This window comes from Xanthomonas sp. 3075 (assembly GCF_014197275.1).
Lineage (GTDB): Bacteria > Pseudomonadota > Gammaproteobacteria > Xanthomonadales > Xanthomonadaceae > Xanthomonas > Xanthomonas campestris_B.
In genome coordinates this window covers 15,165-34,934 of the sequence record NZ_JACIFI010000016.1, presented here as the reverse complement: position 1 = coordinate 34,934, position 19,770 = coordinate 15,165, and the positions used below count along the sequence as shown (strand labels likewise).

The 19,770-nt window shown below is 64.8% G+C and carries 17 protein-coding genes and 1 pseudogene; 10 read left to right on the top strand and 8 right to left on the bottom strand.

Going from position 1 to position 19,770, the window contains the following annotated elements; all coding sequences use genetic code 11:
* Positions 1-634 precede the first annotated feature (634 nt).
* Genes GGR62_RS15260 through GGR62_RS20955 form a run of 7 tightly spaced genes read left to right on the top strand, consistent with a single transcriptional unit; the run spans position 635 to position 6,362 of the window.
* On the top strand, positions 635-1,477 hold the full coding sequence (locus tag GGR62_RS15260; RefSeq protein ID WP_184408706.1) for an STAS domain-containing protein: 843 nt from the start codon (positions 635-637) through the stop codon (positions 1,475-1,477).
* 1 nt (position 1,478) lies between these two features.
* Complete coding sequence (locus GGR62_RS15255; RefSeq protein ID WP_184408705.1) at positions 1,479-1,841, top strand: STAS domain-containing protein; 363 nt, start codon at positions 1,479-1,481, stop codon at positions 1,839-1,841.
* Positions 1,838-2,233, top strand: a complete 396-nt coding sequence (locus GGR62_RS15250; RefSeq protein ID WP_184408704.1) for an ATP-binding protein — start codon at positions 1,838-1,840, stop codon at positions 2,231-2,233. Before GGR62_RS15255 ends, GGR62_RS15250 begins: the two co-directional genes overlap by 4 nt.
* On the top strand, positions 2,224-3,234 hold the full coding sequence (locus GGR62_RS15245; protein WP_184408703.1) for an ATP-binding protein: 1,011 nt from the start codon (positions 2,224-2,226) through the stop codon (positions 3,232-3,234). The genes GGR62_RS15250 and GGR62_RS15245 overlap by 10 nt, the downstream gene beginning before the upstream one ends.
* Positions 3,231-4,106, top strand: coding sequence for an ATP-binding protein (locus GGR62_RS15240; RefSeq protein WP_184408702.1), 876 nt, complete (start codon positions 3,231-3,233; stop codon positions 4,104-4,106). The genes GGR62_RS15245 and GGR62_RS15240 overlap by 4 nt, the downstream gene beginning before the upstream one ends.
* Positions 4,096-6,054 (top strand): response regulator, encoded by a 1,959-nt coding sequence (locus GGR62_RS15235; RefSeq protein ID WP_184408701.1) that lies wholly within the window; start codon positions 4,096-4,098, stop codon positions 6,052-6,054. The genes GGR62_RS15240 and GGR62_RS15235 overlap by 11 nt, the downstream gene beginning before the upstream one ends.
* Before the next feature lie 56 nt (positions 6,055-6,110).
* Positions 6,111-6,362: a hypothetical protein gene (locus GGR62_RS20955; RefSeq protein ID WP_221229263.1), complete on the top strand. Its 252-nt coding sequence runs from the start codon at positions 6,111-6,113 to the stop codon at positions 6,360-6,362.
* On the opposite strand, the pseudogene GGR62_RS15230 reads toward GGR62_RS20955, so the two are convergent.
* Positions 6,340-6,670: pseudogene (locus tag GGR62_RS15230) on the bottom strand (family 43 glycosylhydrolase); the annotation flags it as partial. The gene GGR62_RS20955 and the pseudogene GGR62_RS15230 overlap by 23 nt on opposite strands.
* 265 nt (positions 6,671-6,935) lie before the next feature.
* Between GGR62_RS15230 and GGR62_RS15225 the strand changes: the two are divergent.
* Positions 6,936-9,305 carry a TonB-dependent receptor gene (locus GGR62_RS15225; protein WP_184408700.1) on the top strand — a complete coding sequence of 790 codons (2,370 nt, stop codon included), beginning with the start codon at positions 6,936-6,938 and terminating at the stop codon, positions 9,303-9,305.
* A gap of 100 nt (positions 9,306-9,405) precedes the next feature.
* Here the strand turns inward: GGR62_RS15225 and trxC are convergent, their stop codons facing one another.
* From trxC to GGR62_RS15195, 6 genes are all read right to left on the bottom strand, one after another.
* Complete coding sequence (gene trxC, locus GGR62_RS15220) at positions 9,406-9,852, bottom strand: thioredoxin TrxC (RefSeq protein ID WP_184408699.1); 447 nt, start codon at positions 9,850-9,852, stop codon at positions 9,406-9,408.
* 181 nt (positions 9,853-10,033) lie between these two features.
* The gene (locus GGR62_RS15215; protein ID WP_176340687.1) at positions 10,034-10,399 is read right to left on the bottom strand and encodes a DUF1428 domain-containing protein; all 366 of its coding nucleotides are present in this window, start codon (positions 10,397-10,399) and stop codon (positions 10,034-10,036) included.
* Positions 10,400-10,640: 241 nt separating this feature from the next.
* The gene (locus GGR62_RS15210; RefSeq protein ID WP_184408698.1) at positions 10,641-11,774 is read right to left on the bottom strand and encodes a hybrid sensor histidine kinase/response regulator; all 1,134 of its coding nucleotides are present in this window, start codon (positions 11,772-11,774) and stop codon (positions 10,641-10,643) included.
* Entirely contained in the window at positions 11,771-12,358 is a 588-nt protein-coding gene (locus tag GGR62_RS15205) for a chemotaxis protein CheB (RefSeq protein ID WP_184408697.1), read from the bottom strand. Before GGR62_RS15205 ends, GGR62_RS15210 begins: the two co-directional genes overlap by 4 nt.
* Complete coding sequence (locus GGR62_RS15200) at positions 12,355-13,206, bottom strand: CheR family methyltransferase (RefSeq protein WP_184408696.1); 852 nt, start codon at positions 13,204-13,206, stop codon at positions 12,355-12,357. Before GGR62_RS15200 ends, GGR62_RS15205 begins: the two co-directional genes overlap by 4 nt.
* Positions 13,179-16,313 carry a response regulator gene (locus tag GGR62_RS15195; protein WP_184408695.1) on the bottom strand — a complete coding sequence of 1,045 codons (3,135 nt, stop codon included), beginning with the start codon at positions 16,311-16,313 and terminating at the stop codon, positions 13,179-13,181. Before GGR62_RS15195 ends, GGR62_RS15200 begins: the two co-directional genes overlap by 28 nt.
* A 155-nt stretch (positions 16,314-16,468) precedes the next feature.
* Between GGR62_RS15195 and GGR62_RS15190 the strand changes: the two genes are divergently transcribed.
* A complete protein-coding gene (locus GGR62_RS15190) occupies positions 16,469-17,632 on the top strand; it encodes a PAS domain-containing sensor histidine kinase (RefSeq protein WP_184408694.1) in 1,164 nt (387 codons plus the stop codon).
* A complete protein-coding gene (locus tag GGR62_RS15185; protein ID WP_184408693.1) occupies positions 17,625-17,993 on the top strand; it encodes a response regulator in 369 nt (122 codons plus the stop codon). Before GGR62_RS15190 ends, GGR62_RS15185 begins: the two co-directional genes overlap by 8 nt.
* A gap of 29 nt (positions 17,994-18,022) precedes the next feature.
* Here the strand turns inward: GGR62_RS15185 and GGR62_RS15180 are convergent, their stop codons facing one another.
* Entirely contained in the window at positions 18,023-19,372 is a 1,350-nt protein-coding gene (locus GGR62_RS15180; protein ID WP_184408692.1) for a glycoside hydrolase family 16 protein, read from the bottom strand.
* Between the last annotated feature and the right edge of the window lie 398 nt (positions 19,373-19,770).

Genomic DNA, 19,770 nt, shown 5'->3' with positions numbered 1-19,770 from the left:
CTGCATGCCAGACGCTCAGGCGGCGGTGGCGACCAGTGATGTGTTGCAAGGCCTGGTCTGCGCTGCAAGCACGTCGGCTCTCCCCACCCAGCCTGACAGAAATCCGAACAGACAAGGCTCGGCGGCGGCCTGCATGCCGGTACGTGGTCTCGCCCCCGGCTGTGCCGCCGCGCTCCCACTCTTGGCGGCTGCTGAGATAAGAAATGCCGCGTTGCCGGCGTTGACGCTGCGAGTTCACCGCCATGGCGGTGATGCCGCGATCTGAGAGCCGTACAACGGGGTGATCCGGTAGCTGGCAAGTGCGCGCCGCAGCAGCGCGGTGATCCGCAGCAACGCACACGCTGCACCCGAGCCCCCTGCGGTGGTCGGGCCCGCCGTGCGGATTCCCAGCCAGCGCGACATGCAATGACGCGCATCTGCCGAGGCGTGGACCGGCGCACGTTCGACGCGTGCGCGGCAATGTCACACTGCGCTGGGCGGCAGCCTCTGACTGCTACAGGTTTGGCCGCTGGTTGCTGAATCTGAATTGCTTTACTCTGCTTCGCATCGGCGTGGGGGCGCCGCGCCGATCAAGGGGCGCAGTTCGGCCCGCATGCCCAGCCTTCTCATTAATTTTATTTCGGCGGGTGATCTCATGGTGGCATTGCAGCAGCGCTCGATTGATGCGATTCGTGGCCAGGAAGGTGCGTTGTTGACTGCGTGGCTGGACGCCAGCCTGGGCAGCGACGCGCGTATTTCCCGGCAGGAAGTCGAAACCCAGAGTGCGCAATTTCTGAGTTTGCTGGCCGCCGCGTTGAAGGACGGCGGCAGCAGCCTGGACAGTGCCGACTGGAGCGAGGTCCGTCGCTTCCTGGAGAACCTGTCGCGCGACCGCGCCACCCGTGGCTTCGATTCGCAGGAAACCGCCAACTTCATCTTCTCGCTCAAGCGGGTGTTGTTCGCGCTGGTGCAGCGCGAATATGCCGATACGCCGGAGGACCTGGGCCAGCAGCTGTGGGCGCTGTCGGAGTTGCTGGACCGACTGGGCCTTTACACCGTCAAGGCATTCCAGAAGACCCGCGAAGAAATCATCGTGCGTCAGCAGGAAGAAATGCTGGAGCTGTCCACCCCGGTGGTGAAGCTGTGGGACGGGGTGCTGGCGCTGCCGATGATCGGCACGCTGGATTCGCAGCGCACCCAGGTGGTGATGGAGTCGCTGCTGCAGCGCATTGTCGATACCGGTTCGGAGATCGCCATCATCGACATCACCGGCGTGCCGACCGTGGACACGCTGGTCGCCCAGCACTTGCTCAAGACGGTCACCGCGATCCGCCTGATGGGCGCCGATGCCATCATCAGCGGCGTACGCCCGCAGATTGCGCAGACCATCGTGCATCTGGGGCTGGACCTGCAGGGCATCGTCACCAAGGCCAACCTGTCCGATGCGCTGGCGCTGGCACTCAAGCGCATTGGCGTGGCCGTGAGCAAGGCGAGCTGACATGGAGCGCATCCCGATTCTGCGGATGGGCGATCTGTTGCTGGTCACCATCCAGGTGGACATGCACGACCAGCTCGCGTTGACCCTGCAGGAAGACCTGTCGGAAAAGATCAGCGCCATCTCCGCGCGTGGCGTGCTGATCGATATTTCCGGGCTGGATATCGTCGACTCGTTTATCGGCCGCATGATCAGCACCATTTCCGGGCTGGCGGCGGTCATGGATGCGAAAACGGTGGTGGTGGGCATGCAGCCGGCGGTGGCGATCACCTTGGTCGAGTTGGGCCTGACCTTGCCGTCGGTGCGCACCGCACTCGATGTCGAGCGCGGCATGCGTCTGCTGCAGCAACCCGATCGCGCTCCATGACGACCGGCTCGCAACCGGTACGCACCGAACAGGATGTGGTGCTGGCCCGGCAGGTGGTGCGCAAGCTGGTGGTGCAGTGCGGCCTGCGTCTGGTCGATCAGACCAAACTGGTGACCGCCGCCAGCGAACTGGCGCGGAACACCGTGATCTACGGCGGTGGCGGCGACATGGATTGGGCAATGGTGGAAAGCGGCATCCGCAAGGGCGTGCAGCTGACCTTCCGCGACGAAGGTCCAGGCATCCCCAATCTGGATCTGGCACTCACCGATGGCTGGACCTCCGGCAGTGGACTGGGGTTGGGCCTGTCCGGCAGCCGTCGGTTGGTGGATGACTTCGTCCTGGACACTGCAGCCGGCAAGGGCACGCGCATCACCATCACCAAATGGAAGTGAACGTCGCTGGCGAGGTCACACGTGCGTTTCGTGTCGACGAAACCAGCCAGGTCGGCCAGGCACGTCGCGAGGCGGTCGCGTTGGCGCAGATCCTGACCTTCGATGAATCCGCCTGCGGCCGCGTCGCGCTGGTGGCCACCGAGCTTGCCACCAACCTGGTCAAGCATGGCGGTGGCGGCTGCCTGCAGCTGTCGGCGGTGGCCACGCGCGAGGGCATGGGGGTAGAGATCTGCGCCATCGACAACGGTCCGGGGTTCGCACTCGAGAACGGTCTGCGCGATGGCTATTCCACCGCCGGCACGCCAGGCACCGGGCTGGGCGCGATCAAGCGCCAGGCGCAGGTGCTGGACGCCTATTCCGATGCCAAGGGTGCGATCGTGATGGCGCGACTGTTCGCCCAGCAACGCGCGGAACTGGACCTGCCGTATGGCGCCCTGCGCGTGCCGATGCACAACGAAGTGGTATGTGGAGATGCCTGGCATCTGGCGATCGGCGAGCAGCGGACCAGCGTGACCGTGATCGACGGCCTGGGCCATGGGCCCGGTGCGGCCGAGGCTGCCGATGCCGGCACCCGCGCCGCAGCCAAGGCCGGCGGCGAGCCCGGCGAGCGCATCGCCCAGCTGCATGCCGGTATGTCCGGCACACGGGGCGGTGCGGCGGCAGTGATGCAGTTCGACAGCAGCACCGGGCAGGTACGGTTTGCCGGTGTCGGCAATATCGTCGCCTCGTTGTGCGATGGCGATGGCGTGCGCGGCATGCCCTCGCACCCAGGCATTGTCGGCGTGCAGTTCCGCAAGGCGCAGCCGTTCGATTTCCCGCAGGCGGCCGGTAAACTGCTGGTGATGCATAGCGACGGCCTGCAGTCGCGCTGGAATCTGCGCGATCATCCGGGCCTGCTGTCGCGCCATGCACGTCTCGTGGCGGCGGTGCTGTTGCGCGATTACGCGCGCGGCCGCGACGATTGCGGTGTGTTTGTGATGCGCTTGGGAGGCGTGCAATGAAGACGTCCGGCGACGCACCTGCCATCAATCCGATGGCCGAACTGGATGCACTGCGTCAACAGAATCAGGCCCTGCGCGAAGAGTTGGAAGAAACCAACCAGGGCGTGCTGGCGCTGTATGCCGAGCTCGACCAGCAGGCCGAGCAGCTGCGCGATGTGTCCGAGCTCAAGAGCCGGTTTCTGTCGTACATGAGCCACGAGTTCCGCACCCCGCTCAGTTCGATCCTGAGCATCACCCGGCTGCTCGAAGACGGTATGGACGGGCCGCTCACTGCGGAGCAATCCAAGCAGGTGCGCTTTGTCAGCGCCTCGGCGCGCGAACTCACCGAGATGGTCGACGACCTGCTGGATCTGGCCAAGATCGAGGCTGGCCGCATCACCATCTCGCCGGGTTGGTTCGATCTGATGGACCTGTTTGCGGCGTTGCGCGGCATGTTTCGTCCGCTCACCGATACCGGCAGCACCAGCTTGATCTTCGAAGATCCACCCGTTCTGCCGATGCTCTACACCGACGACAAGAAGCTGGCGCAGATCCTGCGCAACTTCATCTCCAACGCGCTCAAGTTCACCCCGCAAGGCCATGTGCGCGTGTTCGCGCAGCTGGAAGGCGTCGACCAGGTGCGCTTCAGCGTGCAGGACACCGGCATCGGCATTCCGGCCGAGCTTCACGAGGCCTTGTTCGAGGATTTCGTACAGGTGGACTCGCCGCTGCAGAAACGCCTCACCGGTACCGGCCTGGGGCTGTCGATCTGCAAGCGGTTCGCCGAATTGCTCGGCGGGCGGGTGGGGATCGAAAGCGTGGTCGGGCAGGGATCGGAATTTTTCGTGGTGCTGCCGGTGAAACTGGCGCCGGAGGACGCACGTGGGCAGTAGTCATCGCATTCTGGTGGTCGACGACAACGCGGTGACACGGTATTCGGTGCGGCGCGTGCTCGAACATCACCAGTTCGAGGTCGAAGAAGCCGGCACCGGCACCGACGGGCTGGCCAAACTGGCCACGCAGGCGTTTTCCGCAGTGGTGCTGGACGTCAACCTGCCAGACATGAGCGGCTTCGACATCGTGCGCACGCTGCGTGACGCGCCGCGTACCGCGTTGCTGCCGGTGGTGCATGTGTCGGCCGCATCGATCGCCACTGGTGACATGATCACCGGCCTGGAGGCCGGCGCCGATGCCTACCTGATTCATCCGGTCGATCCCAGCGTGCTGGTCGCCACGCTGCGCACCCTGTTGCGCGCGCGCCAGGCCGAAGAGGCCTTGCGCATCAGCGAGGCACGCTTCCGCGAGATCTTCGAGCACATCAGTGCGCCGATCGCGGTGGTGGATGCCAGCCTGCATACGCATCAAGCCAATGCGGCGTTCCAGCGCCTGATCGGCACCGCGACGCCGGGCGAAGCGATCGCCGTGCCTGGGGTGGACCAGGCCGCCACCGTGCTCGCGCTGACCAACGCGCTGGCGCAACGCGCGCGCTGGAGCGGTGCGTTGTCGATCCTGCGCGATGGCAAGGTGTGCGAAACCGAGTGGCGCGTGTCGCCGTATCGCGAGCCGGACCTGGGCTTGCTGCTGGTGGAGGACGTTACCGAGCAGCGCCTGCGCGAGCGCGAGCAGCGCCAGGAACTGGACACCGCCACCAGCGAGCTGGCCCACCAGATCGCCGAGCGCCAGCGCACCGAAATCCAGTTGCTGCAGGCGCAGAAGATGGAGGCGCTGGGCAAGCTCACCGGCGGTATCGCGCACGACTTCAACAACTTGCTGACCAGCATCATTTCCGGGCTTGACATGATCCAGCTGGCGGTGGAATCCAACCGCATCGAGCGGGTGCCGCGGCTGGCGGAAATCGCCACCGGCTCGGCGCATCGCGCCGCCGCGTTGACCCAGCGCATGCTCGCGTTTGCGCGTAAGCAATCGCTGGATGCGCAGCCTTTCGACGTCAATCAGCGTGTGCGCTCGCTGGAAGACATGCTGCACCGCTCGATCGGCGAAAACATCGTGCTGGAACTCGACCTGGCAGACACGCCGTTGGTCGCGGTGGCCGATGCCAACCAGCTCGAAAACGTGGTGCTCAATCTGGTGATCAATGCGCGCGATGCATTGAAGGGGCAGGGCACCATCCGCATCCAGAGCGCGGCCTATACCGCGCTCGACGATTCGGAGCTGGACGATGGCGACTACGTGGCAGTGAACGTGATCGACAACGGTAGCGGCATCGAGGCGGCGATCCTCAATCAGGTATTCGAGCCGTTTTTCACTACCAAGCCGATCGGCGAAGGCACCGGCCTGGGTTTGTCGATGACCTACGGGTTCGCGCGCCAGTCCGGCGGCACCGCACGCATCGCCAGCACCGTGGGGCGCGGCACGACGGTGACCTTGCTGTTGCCGCGGGGGCTGGCTGCAAGCGAGTTGCCGCTGGCGCCGGCACCAAGCGCGCAGCGCCCGCGCAACGAGCGCATCCTGCTGGTGGACGACACTGATGTGGTGCGCATCATGGTGAGCGAGGTGCTCAGCGATGCCGGCTACCACGTGATCGAAGCCGAAGATGCCAATGGCGCGCTGAATCAATTGCGTGCCGGCGTGGAGGTGGACCTGGTGGTGTCGGACGTCGGCCTGCCTGGCATGAACGGGCGCGACATGGCCGATGTGGCGCGCGCGCTGCGGCCGGGCCTGCCGATCCTGTTCATCACCGGCTACGCCGAAAACGCCGCCACCCGCCAGGAATTCCTGGCCGAAGGCATGGCGCTGTTGCCCAAGCCCTTCAGTCTCAACGATCTGCTCAACATGGTCGGGCAGATGCTCGATAGCAGCGTGTTGGCCACCCGCGCGTAGGGCGCGTCGATGGCCATGCACGCCGGCGGCGACTGCCGCCGTATCGTGCGATCACGATGTCCTTGCGATCCCCGGTCGTGTTGAAGACAGCCAAGCGCATTTACGTGCGCGCGCTTTCCCTCCCGTCACAAGCCGGTTTGCGCGCGAAGGTGCGTGGCCTGCTGTTCGATACCGATGCAGCGCACAGTGTGTACGCGTTTGCTCGCGCTCGGCGCGAATACGCGTACGGGCCGAACGTAGCGCCCGGAAAACCACCGGCCGTGTCGGTGACGCGCATGCTGGCATCGCAGCGAACACTCCTCGGGTGAGTGCATCGTTGCCGTAGTCGATCTGGCCTGGATGATTGGTCGCGGTGCCGATCTGGTCGCAATGCACCAGATCGCTGCTCTTGAACACCGGCAAGCGGGGAAGTAACCGAACGTGGAATTGACCAGGTCGAAGTCATTGCCCACGCGGATCGCGGACGGGTTCGGATAGAAACCTGCCAGCACCCGGTTGCGGTACTGCGCGGCAGTCGGCACCGGGCCGCCGTCATCGCGCTGGTAGTCGATTAGGCGATCACCGCGCTGCCGGCATGCGCCAGCGGACAGCTCGCTGCAGCCAGCAGGGCGGTCATCCACGCAAGTCGTTTCAAGGCATGTTTCTCTACGGTGAGTGCTTCCACACGGCGCCAGCATGGCAGCACTCGGCCAGCCCGGGCATGCCGTCTCGCCATGTCTGGTGTACGCAACGGCATGGCTGTGCATGTACGCGGCGACACGCGTGCCATGGCGCTGCAACATTGCTGACATATCGTGCGCGCGGCGCCACCTTGCGCCTTCGTCCGGCATGCCTGTGCCGATGGACGACACCTCGCGCTACCTACCCAAGGATCACCTCGCATGTCGTTGTACTTGTCTGTCTTCGCGTCCCTGACGTCCGCCGCTACGCACGCACCTGCACGCCGTCGCGCCGCCTTGCAGCGCACGCCGCTTGCGCGCGCCTGCGCCGGCCTGTTGCTTGCTTCGATGGCCGCCACCGCGTCGGCGCAGCAAGCGCCGACGACCCAGGGCGAGGGCAGCCCGACCGCGCTGGATACCGTCACCGTCACCGCCGAGCACCGCGAGCAGAACCTGCAGGAGGTGCCGGTGTCGGTGGGCGTGGTGCAGGGCGCAGCGATGCGCGAGTACACCGCCGGCGGCGACGACACGCTGCTGGCGCTGTCCGGCCGCGTGCCGGGCTTCTATGCCGAGACCACTACCGGGCGCATCTTCCCGCGCTTCTATATCCGAGGCCTGGGCAATATCGATTTCTATCTCGGCGCATCGCAGCCGGTGTCCATCATCCAGGACGACGTGGTGCTCGAGCACGTGGTGCTCAAGTCCAATCCCGTCTATGACGTGGACCAGGTCGAAGTGCTGCGCGGCCCGCAGGGCACCTTGTTCGGTCGCAACACCACCGCCGGCATCGTCAAGTTCGACACGGTCAAGCCCAGCGACACCTATACCGGCCGCGTCAACGCCAGCTACGGCAGCTACAACACGGTGTCGCTGGATGGCGGCTTCGGCGGCCCGATCAACGACGTGCTGTCCTTCCGCGTCTCGGCCTTGTACCAGCACCGCGACGATTGGGTGGACAACACCTTTGCCGGTACCAGCGCCGATGGCACGCGCACGCCGCGCAAGGACGCGATGGGCGGCTACAACGACCGCAATGCGCGCCTGCAGGTACTGCTCAAGCCCAACGATGCGTTCTCGCTGCTGGGCTCGGTGCACACCCGCGATTACGACGGCACCTCCACGCTGTTCTTGCGCAATGCGGTGACGCGCGGTAGCGACAAGGTGGATGTGCCGCGCGACCGCGTGGCCTATGACGAGGCGCACGACAACCCGCAGGCGTATCAGACCGACGGCGGCTCGATCAAGGCGATCTACGATTTCGGCGGCGTGTCGCTGACGTCCATCACCGCCTACGAAACCACCTCCGGCTATAGCCGTGGCGACACCGATGGCGGCGCGGCGGCCGACTACCCGGTCAACGGCGTGCCGAACGGCTTCGGCCAGTCGATGGGGCAGATCCGCGACCTGGATCAGTACACCCAGGAGCTGCGCCTGGCCAGCGAGGGCGACGACGCACTGCAATGGCAGGTGGGCGCGTTCTACTTCGATGGCCGCGACACCACCGATTTTTATCAGCGTGCATATTTCCTGCGCACTGCCGCGCGCAATCCCAACAATTGGGTGCGCCTGCGCAACACCAATACCTCGTGGGCCGGCTTCGGCCAGCTCAGCTACAAGGCCACCGATGCGCTGACGCTGACCGCCGGCATCCGCCAGACCAAGGACAGCAAGGAAACCCGTCTGCTCAAGACCGCAGATACTGCCGCTGGCGTGGCGACGTATCGCGGCCGACGCGACGTGCGCATGTCCGACACCCAGCCCAGCTGGGATGTGAGCGCGATGTACGAACTCAACCCGGAGCTGAGCGTGTATGCGCGTGTGGCACGCGGTTTCCGTGGCCCCACCATCCAGGGCCGCAGCGCGGTGTTCAATTCGGACTTCACCACCGCCGATTCGGAAACCATCCTGTCGTGGGAAGCCGGCATCAAGAGCAGCCTGTTCGACAATCGCCTGCGTCTGAATGTCGGCGGCTTCACCTATACCGTCGACGACATCCAGCTCAACGGCAACGATTCCGATGGCAATGGCGTGCTGTTCAATGCCGACAAGGCCAAGGCCTACGGTCTGGAAGCGGACCTGGATTGGCGTCCGATCTCCAACCTGTCGCTGACCGCCGGCATGAGCCTGCTGCATAGCGAAATTCAGGACAAGCGTGTGTTTGCGCAGGCCTGCGCGCTCAACGGCGTGGTGGTGTGCACGGTCAACGACCCGACCATTCGCGTCGGCGCCAATACCTTCGCGCAGATCGACGGCAACCCGCTGCCCAACGCGCCCAAGTACAACCTCAACCTGGCGGTGCGTTACGACATTCCCGTCGGCAACGAGGGTGCGTTCTTCGTCTCCACCGACTGGAACAAGCAGGGCCAGACCAGCTTCGTGCTGTACGACTCCACCGAGTTCCGCGCCGACGGCAACTTCGAAGGCGGCCTCAAGCTGGGCTACACCGGTGGTTACGGTGCGTGGGAAGTGGCGGCATTTGCGCGCAACATCACCAACGAAAAGAACGTCAAGGGTGTGATCGAAAACTACATGGCGGCGGTCTATAACGAGCCGCGCATCGTGGGCGTCTCGGTCAACGTCAACTGGCAGTGAGTTAGAGCACTACCGAAGGCATCGTTGCGGCGCGCGCGTCGCAGTGAGCCGATGGAATCGTGAGCCGGCTGCGTTTGCGCGCAGCCGGCCGGTTGTCGTTTCAACGATTGCGCAATACCGAGCCGACCCAACTGACGATCTGTGTGCTGCTCACCGCGCCGGAATGACGTCCAATCTCGTTGCCACCACGGATGACCAGCAGGGTGGGAATGCTGCGGATGCCGAAGCGCGTGCCCAGCGCCGGGTGCAGGTCGGTATCCACCTTTGCCAGCCGCACCTGCGGTTCGAGCAGCGGGGCGGCTGCCGCGAACTGCGGCGCCATGGTCAGGCACGGCCCACACCACGGCGCCCAGAAATCCACCACCAACGGCAGCTCGCTGCGCACCGCATGCTTGTCGAAATCGGCCGTGGACAGCGCCACCGGCGCACCCAGAAACAATGGCCGATGGCAGCTGCCGCAGTTGGGCGCATCGCGCAGGCGCGCGCGCGCGATGCGATTCATCGCAGTGCAGCTCGGGCAGGCCACCAGCAGCGGCGCAATGGTCATCGGTGATCTCCGCAGGCAAGAGAGACGGTGCATCGCAGGTTGCGCCGGTGGCGATCCGCGCGTGCGTGGGCGGTTGTCAGTGTAGCCAGGGTGACGCAAGGCCTGCGTGCGGAGGCGATGATTGCGGGGCTGCACGCCTGGTGGCAGGTGTGTTCATTCCTGCCTCCAGGCGATGCACCGATCAGGCCGACCGGCCCAGGTCCAGCACAGGTACGAAGCCGCCGAAGATCATGCGCTTGCCGTCGTAAGGCATCGGATTGACCGCCGGGTCCATGCGCGGGTCGTCCATCATCTTCTGCATGCCGGCATCGCGCGTGGCCTTGTCCGGCCATTCGATCCAGGAGAACAGCACGGTTTCGTCCGCGGCTGCCTCGACCGCGCGATAAAAGTCGGTCTGCTGCCCGTGCGGTACGTCATCGCCCCAGCACTCCACCACGCGCAATGCGCCGTATTCCATGATCATGCTGTCGCCCATGCGGGCGTGTTCCAGGAACTTGTCCTTGTTGGCAGTGGGCACCGCAAGGACGAAACCATCGATGTACGACATGAACCACCTCCGCTGGCATGACGCACGGCGTGCGCCTTGTAGAAACGACGAACAGGCGGGGCCGGGAGCGATACGCAGATCGGCGCGTGGCGCGGTCTGCGTGAAAGCCTGCGTGCACGGATGGGCTCGTTCGTCGCCACCGCCATGGCTCGGACGATCCGTGTGCGCAACTGCCCGACGTGCTATGTCCCCGCACCTGAGAGTGCCGACCCAGCATAGCGGGCCGACGTCCTCATGGCCGTTATGACGCAGCCAGGTGACGCCGTTGCAACGTCGCTTCGAACACCACCGCGTCGGCTTCGTTGCGCGCCTGCAGCGTGCCGCCATGCGCCTTGACGAACTGGTCGGCGATGAACAGCCCCAATCCCAGCCCCTGGCTGGTGTGAAAGCTGGCCTTGAACGGCTCGAACAGACGCGGCATCAGACTGTCCGGGATATGCCCGCTGTTGCGCACCGACAGACGCAGGGTGTCGCGCTCGCTGCCGTCCAGATGCACCTGCACCGGATGACGGCCGCCATGCAGCACCGCATTGCCGACCAGGTTGGACACCACCTGGGCCAGGCGGTCGCCATCGCCATCGCCGTCGAGATCGCCTTCGGTGCGCAGGTCGATGATGGTGTGCGGATTGGCCTGCGCCACTTCGCCCACCACGCTGTGGGCCACCTCACCAAGGTTGCAGGGGCCGAACTGCATCGACAGGCCGTCGCTGCGCAGACGCGAAAAATCCAGCAATTGCTCGACCATCCGGGCCATACGCCGTGCGCTGTTTTCCAGGTGGTCCAAGGTGCGCGCGGCCGGGCCGTCCTGCGGGACATCCAGGCCGAGCTTGTCGGCGCACAGCAGGATCACCGACAGCGGCGTGCGCAGGTCGTGGGTGAGCACCGCCATCATGGTTTCGTTGAGCGTGAGCGCCCGTTCCAGCGAGGCATTGCGCGTCTTGAGCAGGCGCCGCTGCTGATACAACTCGATGAACACGTTGACCTTGCTCAGGATCACGTGGGGCTCGATCGGCTTGTGCAGAAAATCCACCGCGCCGGTTTCATAGCCCTGGAACGCACGCATCGGATCGCTGGGCGATGCGGTCAAGAAAATGATCGGCACATGCCGGGTGCGCTGCGAGCCGCGCATCAGTTCGGCCAGCGAAAACCCGTCCATTTCCGGCATGTGCACGTCCAGCAGCGCCAGCGCCACGTCGTGTTCGAGCAGCAGTTCCAGCGCCTGCGCACCGGAAGAGGCACACAGCACACGGATGCCCTCGCGCTGCAGCAGTGCTTCCATCGCCACCAGGTTTTGCGGCACGTCATCGACGATCAGCAGCTTGGCCGGCTCGTCGTCGTTGCGGGTTGCAGCCAGGCCGGTCGCGGTGAGGTTCATGGGTGAAAGGCTTCCAGTCGGCTGCAGATCGCCTGCAGGGTGAGGACCGCGTCGGCGCCGGCATGGGCAAGCGCGGAGGCGGGCATCAGGGGAGAGGCGGCATCGTCGGGACGCTGGATCCAGGCATTGCCGCCGGCCGCGCGCACCGCCGCCACACCGGCGCTGCCATCGGTGCTGGCACCGGTGAGCAGGATCGCCAGCAGGTGCGGCCCGAACACGTCAGCAGCCGACTCGAACAACGGATCGATCGCCGGGCGCGAGAACAGCACCGGCGCATCCATCGACAACGCCAGGCTGTCGCGGGTTTCCACCAGCAGGTGATAGTCGGGCGGGGCGATGGTCACGCTGCCGGCCAGCAGCGGCTGCTTGTCTTCGGCCTCGCGCACCGGCAAGGCGCAACGCGCATCCATCAGCTCGGCAAGATGGCTGGTGCGGTCGCGGGGCAGGTGCAATACCACCAGCACCGGCATCGGCAGCCCCGCAGGCAGGCTGGACATCAGCGTCTGCAAGGCGGCCACGCCACCAGCGGAGGCACCGATCACGATCGCCTCGACGTGTTGCGCAGGGTTGTGCAGGACGTTCATGCCGCCGCCTTGCGGAACAGGCGCTGCTCGCGCGCCACCGACTCGAACGCCTGCGCATGCGCGCCGAACTGCAGCGATTCCTTGCTGCCCAGGCCCAGAAAACCGCGATGCACCAACGCATCGTGGAACAACCCAACCGCGCGATCCTGCAGGCTGCGGTTGAAATAGATCAGCACGTTACGGCACGACACCAGATGCACTTCGGAGAACACCGTGTCGGTGGCCAGGCTGTGATCGGCGAACACGATATTGCGCTTCAACCGGCGATCCAGCACCGCGCCGTCGTAAGCGGTGGTGTAGTAGTCCGACAGCGAACCGCGGCCGCCGGCCTCCAGATAATTGCGGCTGAACTGTGCGATCCGGTCGATGCCGTAAGCGCCGGCTTCGGCCATGTTCAGCGCTTCGGGATTGATGTCGGTAGCGTAGATCACCGCCTTTTCCAGCAGGCCTTCTTCGTGCAGCAGGATCGCCAGCGACCAGACCTCTTCACCGGTACTGCAACCGGCCACCCACAGCTTGATCGACGGATAGGTGCGCAACACCGGTACCGCATGCTCGCGCAACACGCGGAAGTACGCCGGGTCGCGGAACATCTCCGACACCTGCACGGTGAAGAACTGCATGGCCTGCGCGAAGCTGTCCGGTTCGTGCAGCAGGCGATGCTGCAGGTCGGCCACGCGCGTGCATTCGAAGCGCGCCATCGCGTGGCGCATGCGCCGGCGCAACGAGCACACCGCGTAATCGCGGAAGTCGTAGTGATAGCGCTGGTAGACCGCTTCCAGCAGCACGCGCAGCTCCAGGTCGAACAATTCCACTGCGTTCATTGCCGCGAGCACCACACCCGGCACAGCGACACCAGCTTGTCCACGTCGATGGGCTTGGCGATGTAGTCGTTGGCGCCGGCGTCCAGACAATGTTCGCGATCGTCGGCCATCGCCTTGGCGGTCAGTGCGATGATCGGCAGATCCTGCCACTGCCGGTTGGCGCGGATCTGGCGCATCGCGGTGATGCCGTCCATCTCCGGCATCATGATGTCCATCAGCACCAGATCCACCTCGCGCTCGGCCAGGCGCTCTAGCGCTTCGCGGCCATTGCGCGCGATTTCCAGCGTCACGCCGAGCGGCTCGAGCACGCTGGAGAGCGCGAAGATGTTGCGCACATCGTCTTCGGCCAGCAGCACGGTGGCGCCATCGAGCACGGCGTCGCGGCGGCGCGCTTCACGCAACAGGCGTTGCTGGTCGGTCGGCAGCGAGGCTTCCACGCTGTGCAGGAACAGCGTCACTTCGTCGAGCAGGCGCTCCGGCGACCGCGCGCCCTTGATGATGATGCTCTTGGAATAACGCCGCAGACGCTGTTCTTCATCGCGCGTGAGTGCACGCCCGGTGTAGACGATCACCGGCGGGAACGCCACCGCATCGTTGCCGGCCATGCGTTCGAGCAGGTCGTAACCGCTGCCGTCCGGCAATGCCAGATCGGTGACCATGCAGTCGAAGGTGGAGCCGGCCAGTTGCTGCATCGCGTCGGCAATGCTGCCCACCGCAACGATCTCCAGTTGATCGCGCGCCAGCAGCAGTTCGAGATTGGCACGCAGCGCGCTGTCGTCTTCGACGATCAGCAGGCGGCGCACGGCGCGGGCATTGGTGTCTTCCAGCTGGCGGATCGCGCCTGCCAGCAGCTCGCGCGTGGCCGGCTTGATCAGATAACCCACTGCACCCAGTTCCAGCGCGATCTGGCTGCGCTCCAGTGCCGACACCACATGCACCGGAATGTGGCGGGTGGCTGGGTCGCGCTTGAGACGCTCCAACACGCTCAGGCCGGATGCATCCGGCAAGCCGATGTCCAGCAGGATGCCACTGGGGCGCAGCTCGGCGGCCAGAAGCAGCGCCTGTTCTGCCGTCGGGGCCACCACGCAATCGAAGTCCAGTTCATGCGCCAGGTCCACCAGCGCCTGCGCAAAGCGGGTGTCGTCTTCCACCGCCAGAATCAGCCGGCCGGGACGGCTGCGTTGATCGCGGTCGTCGTCGGCGGACTGGATCGGCACCGCGCTGCGGGCCACCACGGGCGGGGGCGGTACGTCGAGCGCAGCGGCAGCGGGCTCGCCGAAGCGCGTGGTGGTGACGCCGCGCTGCTGCGCCGGTGCGGGCGTTGCCGGGTGCGCGCTGGTCGGCTCTGCGGGTGCGCCATCGGTCGGCAATTCCAACGTGAAGCAACTGCCACGGCCAGGCTCGCTGTCCACGCGGATGCTGCCGCCCATGCGTTGTGCCAGGTCGCGCGAAATCGACAGGCCCAATCCGGTGCCGCCATAGCGCCGCCGCGTGCTGCCATCGGCCTGGCGGAACGCTTCGAAGATCACGTCGCATTGTTCGCGCGCGATGCCGATGCCGGTGTCGTTGACCTTGAACACCACCCGGCCCGGTGCATGCGCCTGGATCGACAGACTCACCTCGCCGTGCTCGGTGAACTTGATTGCGTTGGCCAGCAGGTTCTTGAGGATCTGCTGCAGACGCTGGCCGTCGACCACCAGTTGCGTTGGCGCCTCGGCATCGGCGGCGATGGCCAGCGCCAGACCTTTCTGTCGCGCCATCGGCTCGAAGGTTTCGCGCAGCCGTTGCATCACCGTGCCGGTGGCCACGGTTTCGTCGGCCAGTTCCACATGCCCGGCCTCGATCCGGGACAGATCCAGGATGTCGTTGATCAATGTCAGCAGGTCGTTGTTGGACGACAGGATCGCCTGCGCGTATTTGACCTGCTCCGCACTGAGCGTGCCGTCCTTGTTGTCTGCCAGCAGTTTGGCCAGGATCAGCGCGCTGTTGAGCGGCGTGCGCAACTCGTGCGACATGTTGGCCAGGAATTCGGACTTGTAGCGCGAAGCGGTGGACAACGCGTTGCTGTTGCGCACCAGCTGCGATTGCGCAACCAGCAAGGCCTGTTTCTGCGCCTCCAGCGCCTGGGTGCGTTCTTCCAGTTGCACATTGGTCTGTTCCAGCTCGGCCTGTTGCTGCTCCAGATCGCTCTGCGATTGCTGCAGGCTGCGGCTCTGTTCTTCCAGCTCTTCGTTGGCCACGCGCAGCTCTTCCTGCTGGGTCTGCAGTTCCTCGCTTTGGCGTTGGGTCTGTTCCAGCAAGGCCACCAGCTGCGCGCGCAGCAGCGCAGTGCGCAAGGCCAGGCCGATGTTTTCGCCGCAACGGGCGAGCAATTCTTCCTCGCGCGCGCCGCTCGTGCGCGGGTCTGCCACCCGGCCCAGTTCCACACTGCCGATCACCCGGCCATCGGCAGTGACTGGCGCCAGCAACAGTTCCAGGCAGCCGCTCTGGCCCAGGCCCGAGGCGACCTGCAGATGGCCGGCATCCACGCCACGTACGCGGCGCACCGTGCCACGTTGCAGGACTTCGCCCAACTGGCCGGCAGTGGTGGATAGTTTCCGGGGCAGGTCCGCCGGTAGCGCTGCGCCGCCGATCAGGCGCAAGTCCTGGCCGTCGATGCGATACAGCGCGCCGACCTGCGCGTTCAACGTGTCGCAAAGCGCACGCACTGCGGCATCGGCCAGCGCTTCGGGGCGTTGATCGCCGCGCAGACTGGCTTCGACGGTGTTTTCGGCCCGCTGTAGCCATAGCGCGAATTCGGCCTGGCGACGGGCGCGGATGGCCTGCATCACCACCAGCGCCATCGCCAGAAACGACACCCCGCCGATGCTGCGATTGATCGAAGAAAAACTCGAACTGGTACTGGTCGGCGCCCAATGGAAACCCAGTGCCAACAGCCCGCACGACAGCACGGCCACGATCAACGGGACCTGCGGCCGATTCTGAAACACCGTCACCCCGACCGCGACGAAGTAGGTCAGCCATACGGCGTAGCCGAGCGGAGTGACCAATTCTGCGCCAAGCGTTCCGGCCATCAACGCCCCCGCGATGACCCAGACCCAGCGGTCGCGTGTGGTCGAGATGTTCTGCATAGGCGCGCGAACCAAACTTGGAGGGCGGCCATGGTAGCCGATAAGTTTCAGGCGCAAATCGCCGGTATTTTGGCGCTTTGCAGTCGGGTTGGCTTGCACGTCACCTTCACGCGGCGCTGCCTATGGTCGCGCGTTTTTCCGGGGAAGCGCGCGTCATGGATGCGGAAACGGCCGTCGACAATGCGGGGCCGCTTTCTCACGACAGCCGGCAATGTCAGCTGTTGGTGCAAAGCGTGTCCGATTACGCCATGTATATGCTCGATACCGGTGGCCACGTGCGTAGCTGGAACCCCGGCGGCGAGCGTATCAAGGGCTATACGGCGGACGAAGTCCTGGGTGCGCATTTTTCGCGTTTCTACCTGCCCGAAGACGCGCAGCGTGGTGAGCCGGCGCACAATTTGGACATCGCAAGACGCGAAGGCCGCTTTGCTGCCGAAGGGTGGCGTGTGCGCAAGGATGGCAGCCGGTTCTGGGCCAGCGTGGTGATCGAACCGGTGCTGGAATTCGGCGTGCTGGTCGGCTTTGCCAAGATCACCCGCGATGTCACCGACCGGCATGAAGCACAGCGCTTGTTGCAGCAGGCGCAGCACGCGTTGATGCAATCGCAGAAAGGCGATGCACTGGGCCGGTTGACGCTGGGCATCGCGCACGATTTCAACAATCTGCTGACGGTGATGGTGACCAGCCTGGAGTTGATCGCGCTGCGCGCCGGCGATGACGCACGCACCCGCATGCTGTTGGAAACCGCGCAGACTGCGGTGGATCGCGGCACCCTGCTGACACGCCAGTTGCTCAGCTTTGCGCGTGGACAACGTCTGGTCCCGGAACGGCTCCCGGCCAACGACGTGGTGGGGCGTGCGCTGGAATTGTTGCGGCGCTCCTGCCCGGCAGGGGTTGCACTGTCGTTCGACTTTGCGCAGGCCTTGCCTGACGTGCAAGTGGACCCCAGTCAACTGGAAGCGGCCTTGCTCAATCTTGTCTTCAACAGCTGCGATGCCATGCCCGCTGGCGGCAGCATCGTGGTGGCGACGGCATCGCAACAGCGGCTCGCGCCGTCGGATCCGTGCGGCCTGCCCCAACGGTACGTGAGTATCTCGGTGCGCGACGATGGCGCGGGCATGTCCGAGCACGTGGCGCAGCATGCCAACGAACCGTTTTTCACAACCAAGGATGTCGGCAAGGGCTCCGGCCTTGGCTTGAGCCAGGTATACGGCTTTGCTTCCCAGTCCGGCGGCTTTGTCGAGCTTGAAACTGCACCCGCCTGTGGCACCACCGTGACCCTGTTTCTCCCGGCCATCGAGGAGGCCGAGCATGACTGATTCCCTGCGCCTGCTGATGGTGGAAGATCAACAAGAACTGCGTGACTTGATCGGCGAAGCCCTGCGCGATGCCGGCATCAGCGTCGATACCGCCGACGACGGCCACAGTGCCTTGCGCATGCTGCGCGAGCAGGGTCCGTATGATGTGGTGTTCAGCGATATCCGCATGCCCAATGGCATGTCGGGAATCGAGTTGAGCGAGCAGGTAGCGCAATTGCTGCCGCAGGCGCGCGTGATCCTGGCCTCGGGTTTTGCCAAGGCGCAGTTGCCGCCGTTGCCGGCACAGGTGGACTTCTTGCCCAAGCCCTACCGCCTGCGTCAGCTCATCGACATGTTGAAAGGCGCATCAGCCAGCGTGTAAGCGCTGGCTGCTTCAACGCCAGGCACTCATCAGCGACTTTGGTAGTACACCTTGTCGATGGCGATCTCCACCGGTGCGGCCGGCGGATCGGCCACCAGCATGAAGGCCTGTTTGACCGCCTGCAGATCCAGGTCGTAGAACGCACCGAGTGGAATGCTCACCTCGTGCCAGGCGCCATCGCGCACCAGGCCGTAATGATTGCCGCCAGCGACAAAGTCCACCCAGCTGTCGCCAAAACTGGTGTTGATGCCGATCTTGAAGTTCGAAGGCGTGCTGGTTTTCATGTGCAGCTTCAACGTGCCGCCCGCATACGCAGACAAATCGCGATAATCGGTCTGGATGCCCAATCCGTACCACGCGCCGGCGTTGGCGCGGTACGCCATCACGCTGCCTCCTTCGAACGGCGACTGCGCTATCGGTGTGAGGTTGTTCCACAGATACAGCTCGGCATCCTGACCGAAGGTCAGCCGCGCGCTGGTGTCGGTTTGTTCGGTGAACACACCAAAGCGCCCGGCGGGTGCGGCATGTTGCGCGCCCACGTATAACGCCGAGCCGGGATTCTGGTACAGGCGGATGTAATCGACCTCCATCTTGCCTGGCAATGGCGCGGTGACCGCAGCGGGTGAGCTGATGCCGGTGAACGTGCCACCGACGGCCAGATTGAGCAATAGATACTGCTGCTGATGGAATTCGTGCAGCGATGCGCCATCGATATTGGAGATCGCAAATTCGAAATATTGCTGGCCGTCGATCGACACGCGGATGAACTGCGGGTCCCAGGTCATGCGGTACACGTGGAAATCGGTATGCAGATCCACCGGGTGGGTGTAGCTGGTGTCGTAGTCGGCCTGCGCGCCGTTGTAATCCCAATGCACCGCCGCGCCGATGCGGCGGTTGACGGTGCCATTGGCGATCGCTGCGGCCATGCCGGCTTCCATCAGGTCGATCTCGCCACGCCCGGGCCAGACGCCGATGGTGCCCAGCATCCAGTACGCCGGCCACAGCCCGTTGCCGACCACCGGTGTCTTGATGCGTGCTTCCAGCGTGCCGTATTTGAAATGCATGCGGCCTTCGGTCTTGAGCCGCGCGGAGGTGAACGGCATGCCCTGAAACGTTTCGCGTCGCGCTTCGATCACCAAGCGCCCATTTTCGATGCGCGCGTTTTCCGGACGGCTGGTGTAGTACTGCAATTCGCCGTTTCCCCAGCCGCACAGGCCGATCTGGCAGCCGTTGCCGACGTCGTAAATCCATTTGTTGCCATCGATACTCGGGCCGTTGAAGTTGTCTTCCCACACCAGGGTCTGTGCGTGCGCGCCGGGTGCCAGCCCCACGCCAAGCAACACAGCGAACTGCACAGCAACACTGCGTAAGGTGTTCATTGCACGCCTCTCCAGGTGCGGACCTGAGTCCTTGGAGAAGCGACGCTGCGTAGCTGGCCCCGCACAGTCAACGCAATTTCCTGGTGTGTTTCAGTTTCGTGGTGTTCATTCCGAAATGAGTGCGTCGCGATATGACGCCGGTCGCAAACGTCGTCGGTTGCATGCTGCGTGGCAGCAGCGGCTTACCGCCGACGGCACGGCCCAATCAAGAGCGGCCAACAAAAACGACTGCGCAGGCGCCAGGCGGGCGCGGCCGTTGTTCGGGATCGGCATGTTGCTGTTCGTACGCTGCGCGTTCTCCGCGCCGTCCACGCCAGCGGAAGGGCTGCTCGCTAGGGTCTAACCGATGCAAGGCGAGTAGACGGAGGATTCAATACCTGTGGTGCGGTCGAGCAGGT

What these genes read in the sequence shown, in the direction of transcription:
- GGR62_RS15260 (WP_184408706.1), top strand. Translation starts at nt 635, where the DNA reads ATGGTGGCATTGCAGCAGCGCTCGATTGATGCGATTCGTGGCCAGGAA.
- GGR62_RS15255 (WP_184408705.1), top strand. Translation starts at nt 1,479, where the DNA reads ATGGAGCGCATCCCGATTCTGCGGATGGGCGATCTGTTGCTGGTCACC.
- GGR62_RS15250 (WP_184408704.1), top strand. Translation starts at nt 1,838, where the DNA reads ATGACGACCGGCTCGCAACCGGTACGCACCGAACAGGATGTGGTGCTG.
- GGR62_RS15245 (WP_184408703.1), top strand. Translation starts at nt 2,224, where the DNA reads ATGGAAGTGAACGTCGCTGGCGAGGTCACACGTGCGTTTCGTGTCGAC.
- GGR62_RS15240 (WP_184408702.1), top strand. Translation starts at nt 3,231, where the DNA reads ATGAAGACGTCCGGCGACGCACCTGCCATCAATCCGATGGCCGAACTG.
- GGR62_RS20955 (WP_221229263.1), top strand. Translation starts at nt 6,111, where the DNA reads ATGTCCTTGCGATCCCCGGTCGTGTTGAAGACAGCCAAGCGCATTTAC.
- GGR62_RS15225 (WP_184408700.1), top strand. Translation starts at nt 6,936, where the DNA reads ATGTCGTTGTACTTGTCTGTCTTCGCGTCCCTGACGTCCGCCGCTACG.
- trxC (WP_184408699.1), bottom strand. Translation starts at nt 9,852, where the DNA reads ATGACCATTGCGCCGCTGCTGGTGGCCTGCCCGAGCTGCACTGCGATG.
- GGR62_RS15215 (WP_176340687.1), bottom strand. Translation starts at nt 10,399, where the DNA reads ATGTCGTACATCGATGGTTTCGTCCTTGCGGTGCCCACTGCCAACAAG.
- GGR62_RS15210 (WP_184408698.1), bottom strand. Translation starts at nt 11,774, where the DNA reads ATGAACCTCACCGCGACCGGCCTGGCTGCAACCCGCAACGACGACGAG.
- GGR62_RS15205 (WP_184408697.1), bottom strand. Translation starts at nt 12,358, where the DNA reads ATGAACGTCCTGCACAACCCTGCGCAACACGTCGAGGCGATCGTGATC.
- GGR62_RS15195 (WP_184408695.1), bottom strand. Translation starts at nt 16,313, where the DNA reads ATGCAGAACATCTCGACCACACGCGACCGCTGGGTCTGGGTCATCGCG.
- GGR62_RS15190 (WP_184408694.1), top strand. Translation starts at nt 16,469, where the DNA reads ATGGATGCGGAAACGGCCGTCGACAATGCGGGGCCGCTTTCTCACGAC.
- GGR62_RS15185 (WP_184408693.1), top strand. Translation starts at nt 17,625, where the DNA reads ATGACTGATTCCCTGCGCCTGCTGATGGTGGAAGATCAACAAGAACTG.
- GGR62_RS15180 (WP_184408692.1), bottom strand. Translation starts at nt 19,372, where the DNA reads ATGAACACCTTACGCAGTGTTGCTGTGCAGTTCGCTGTGTTGCTTGGC.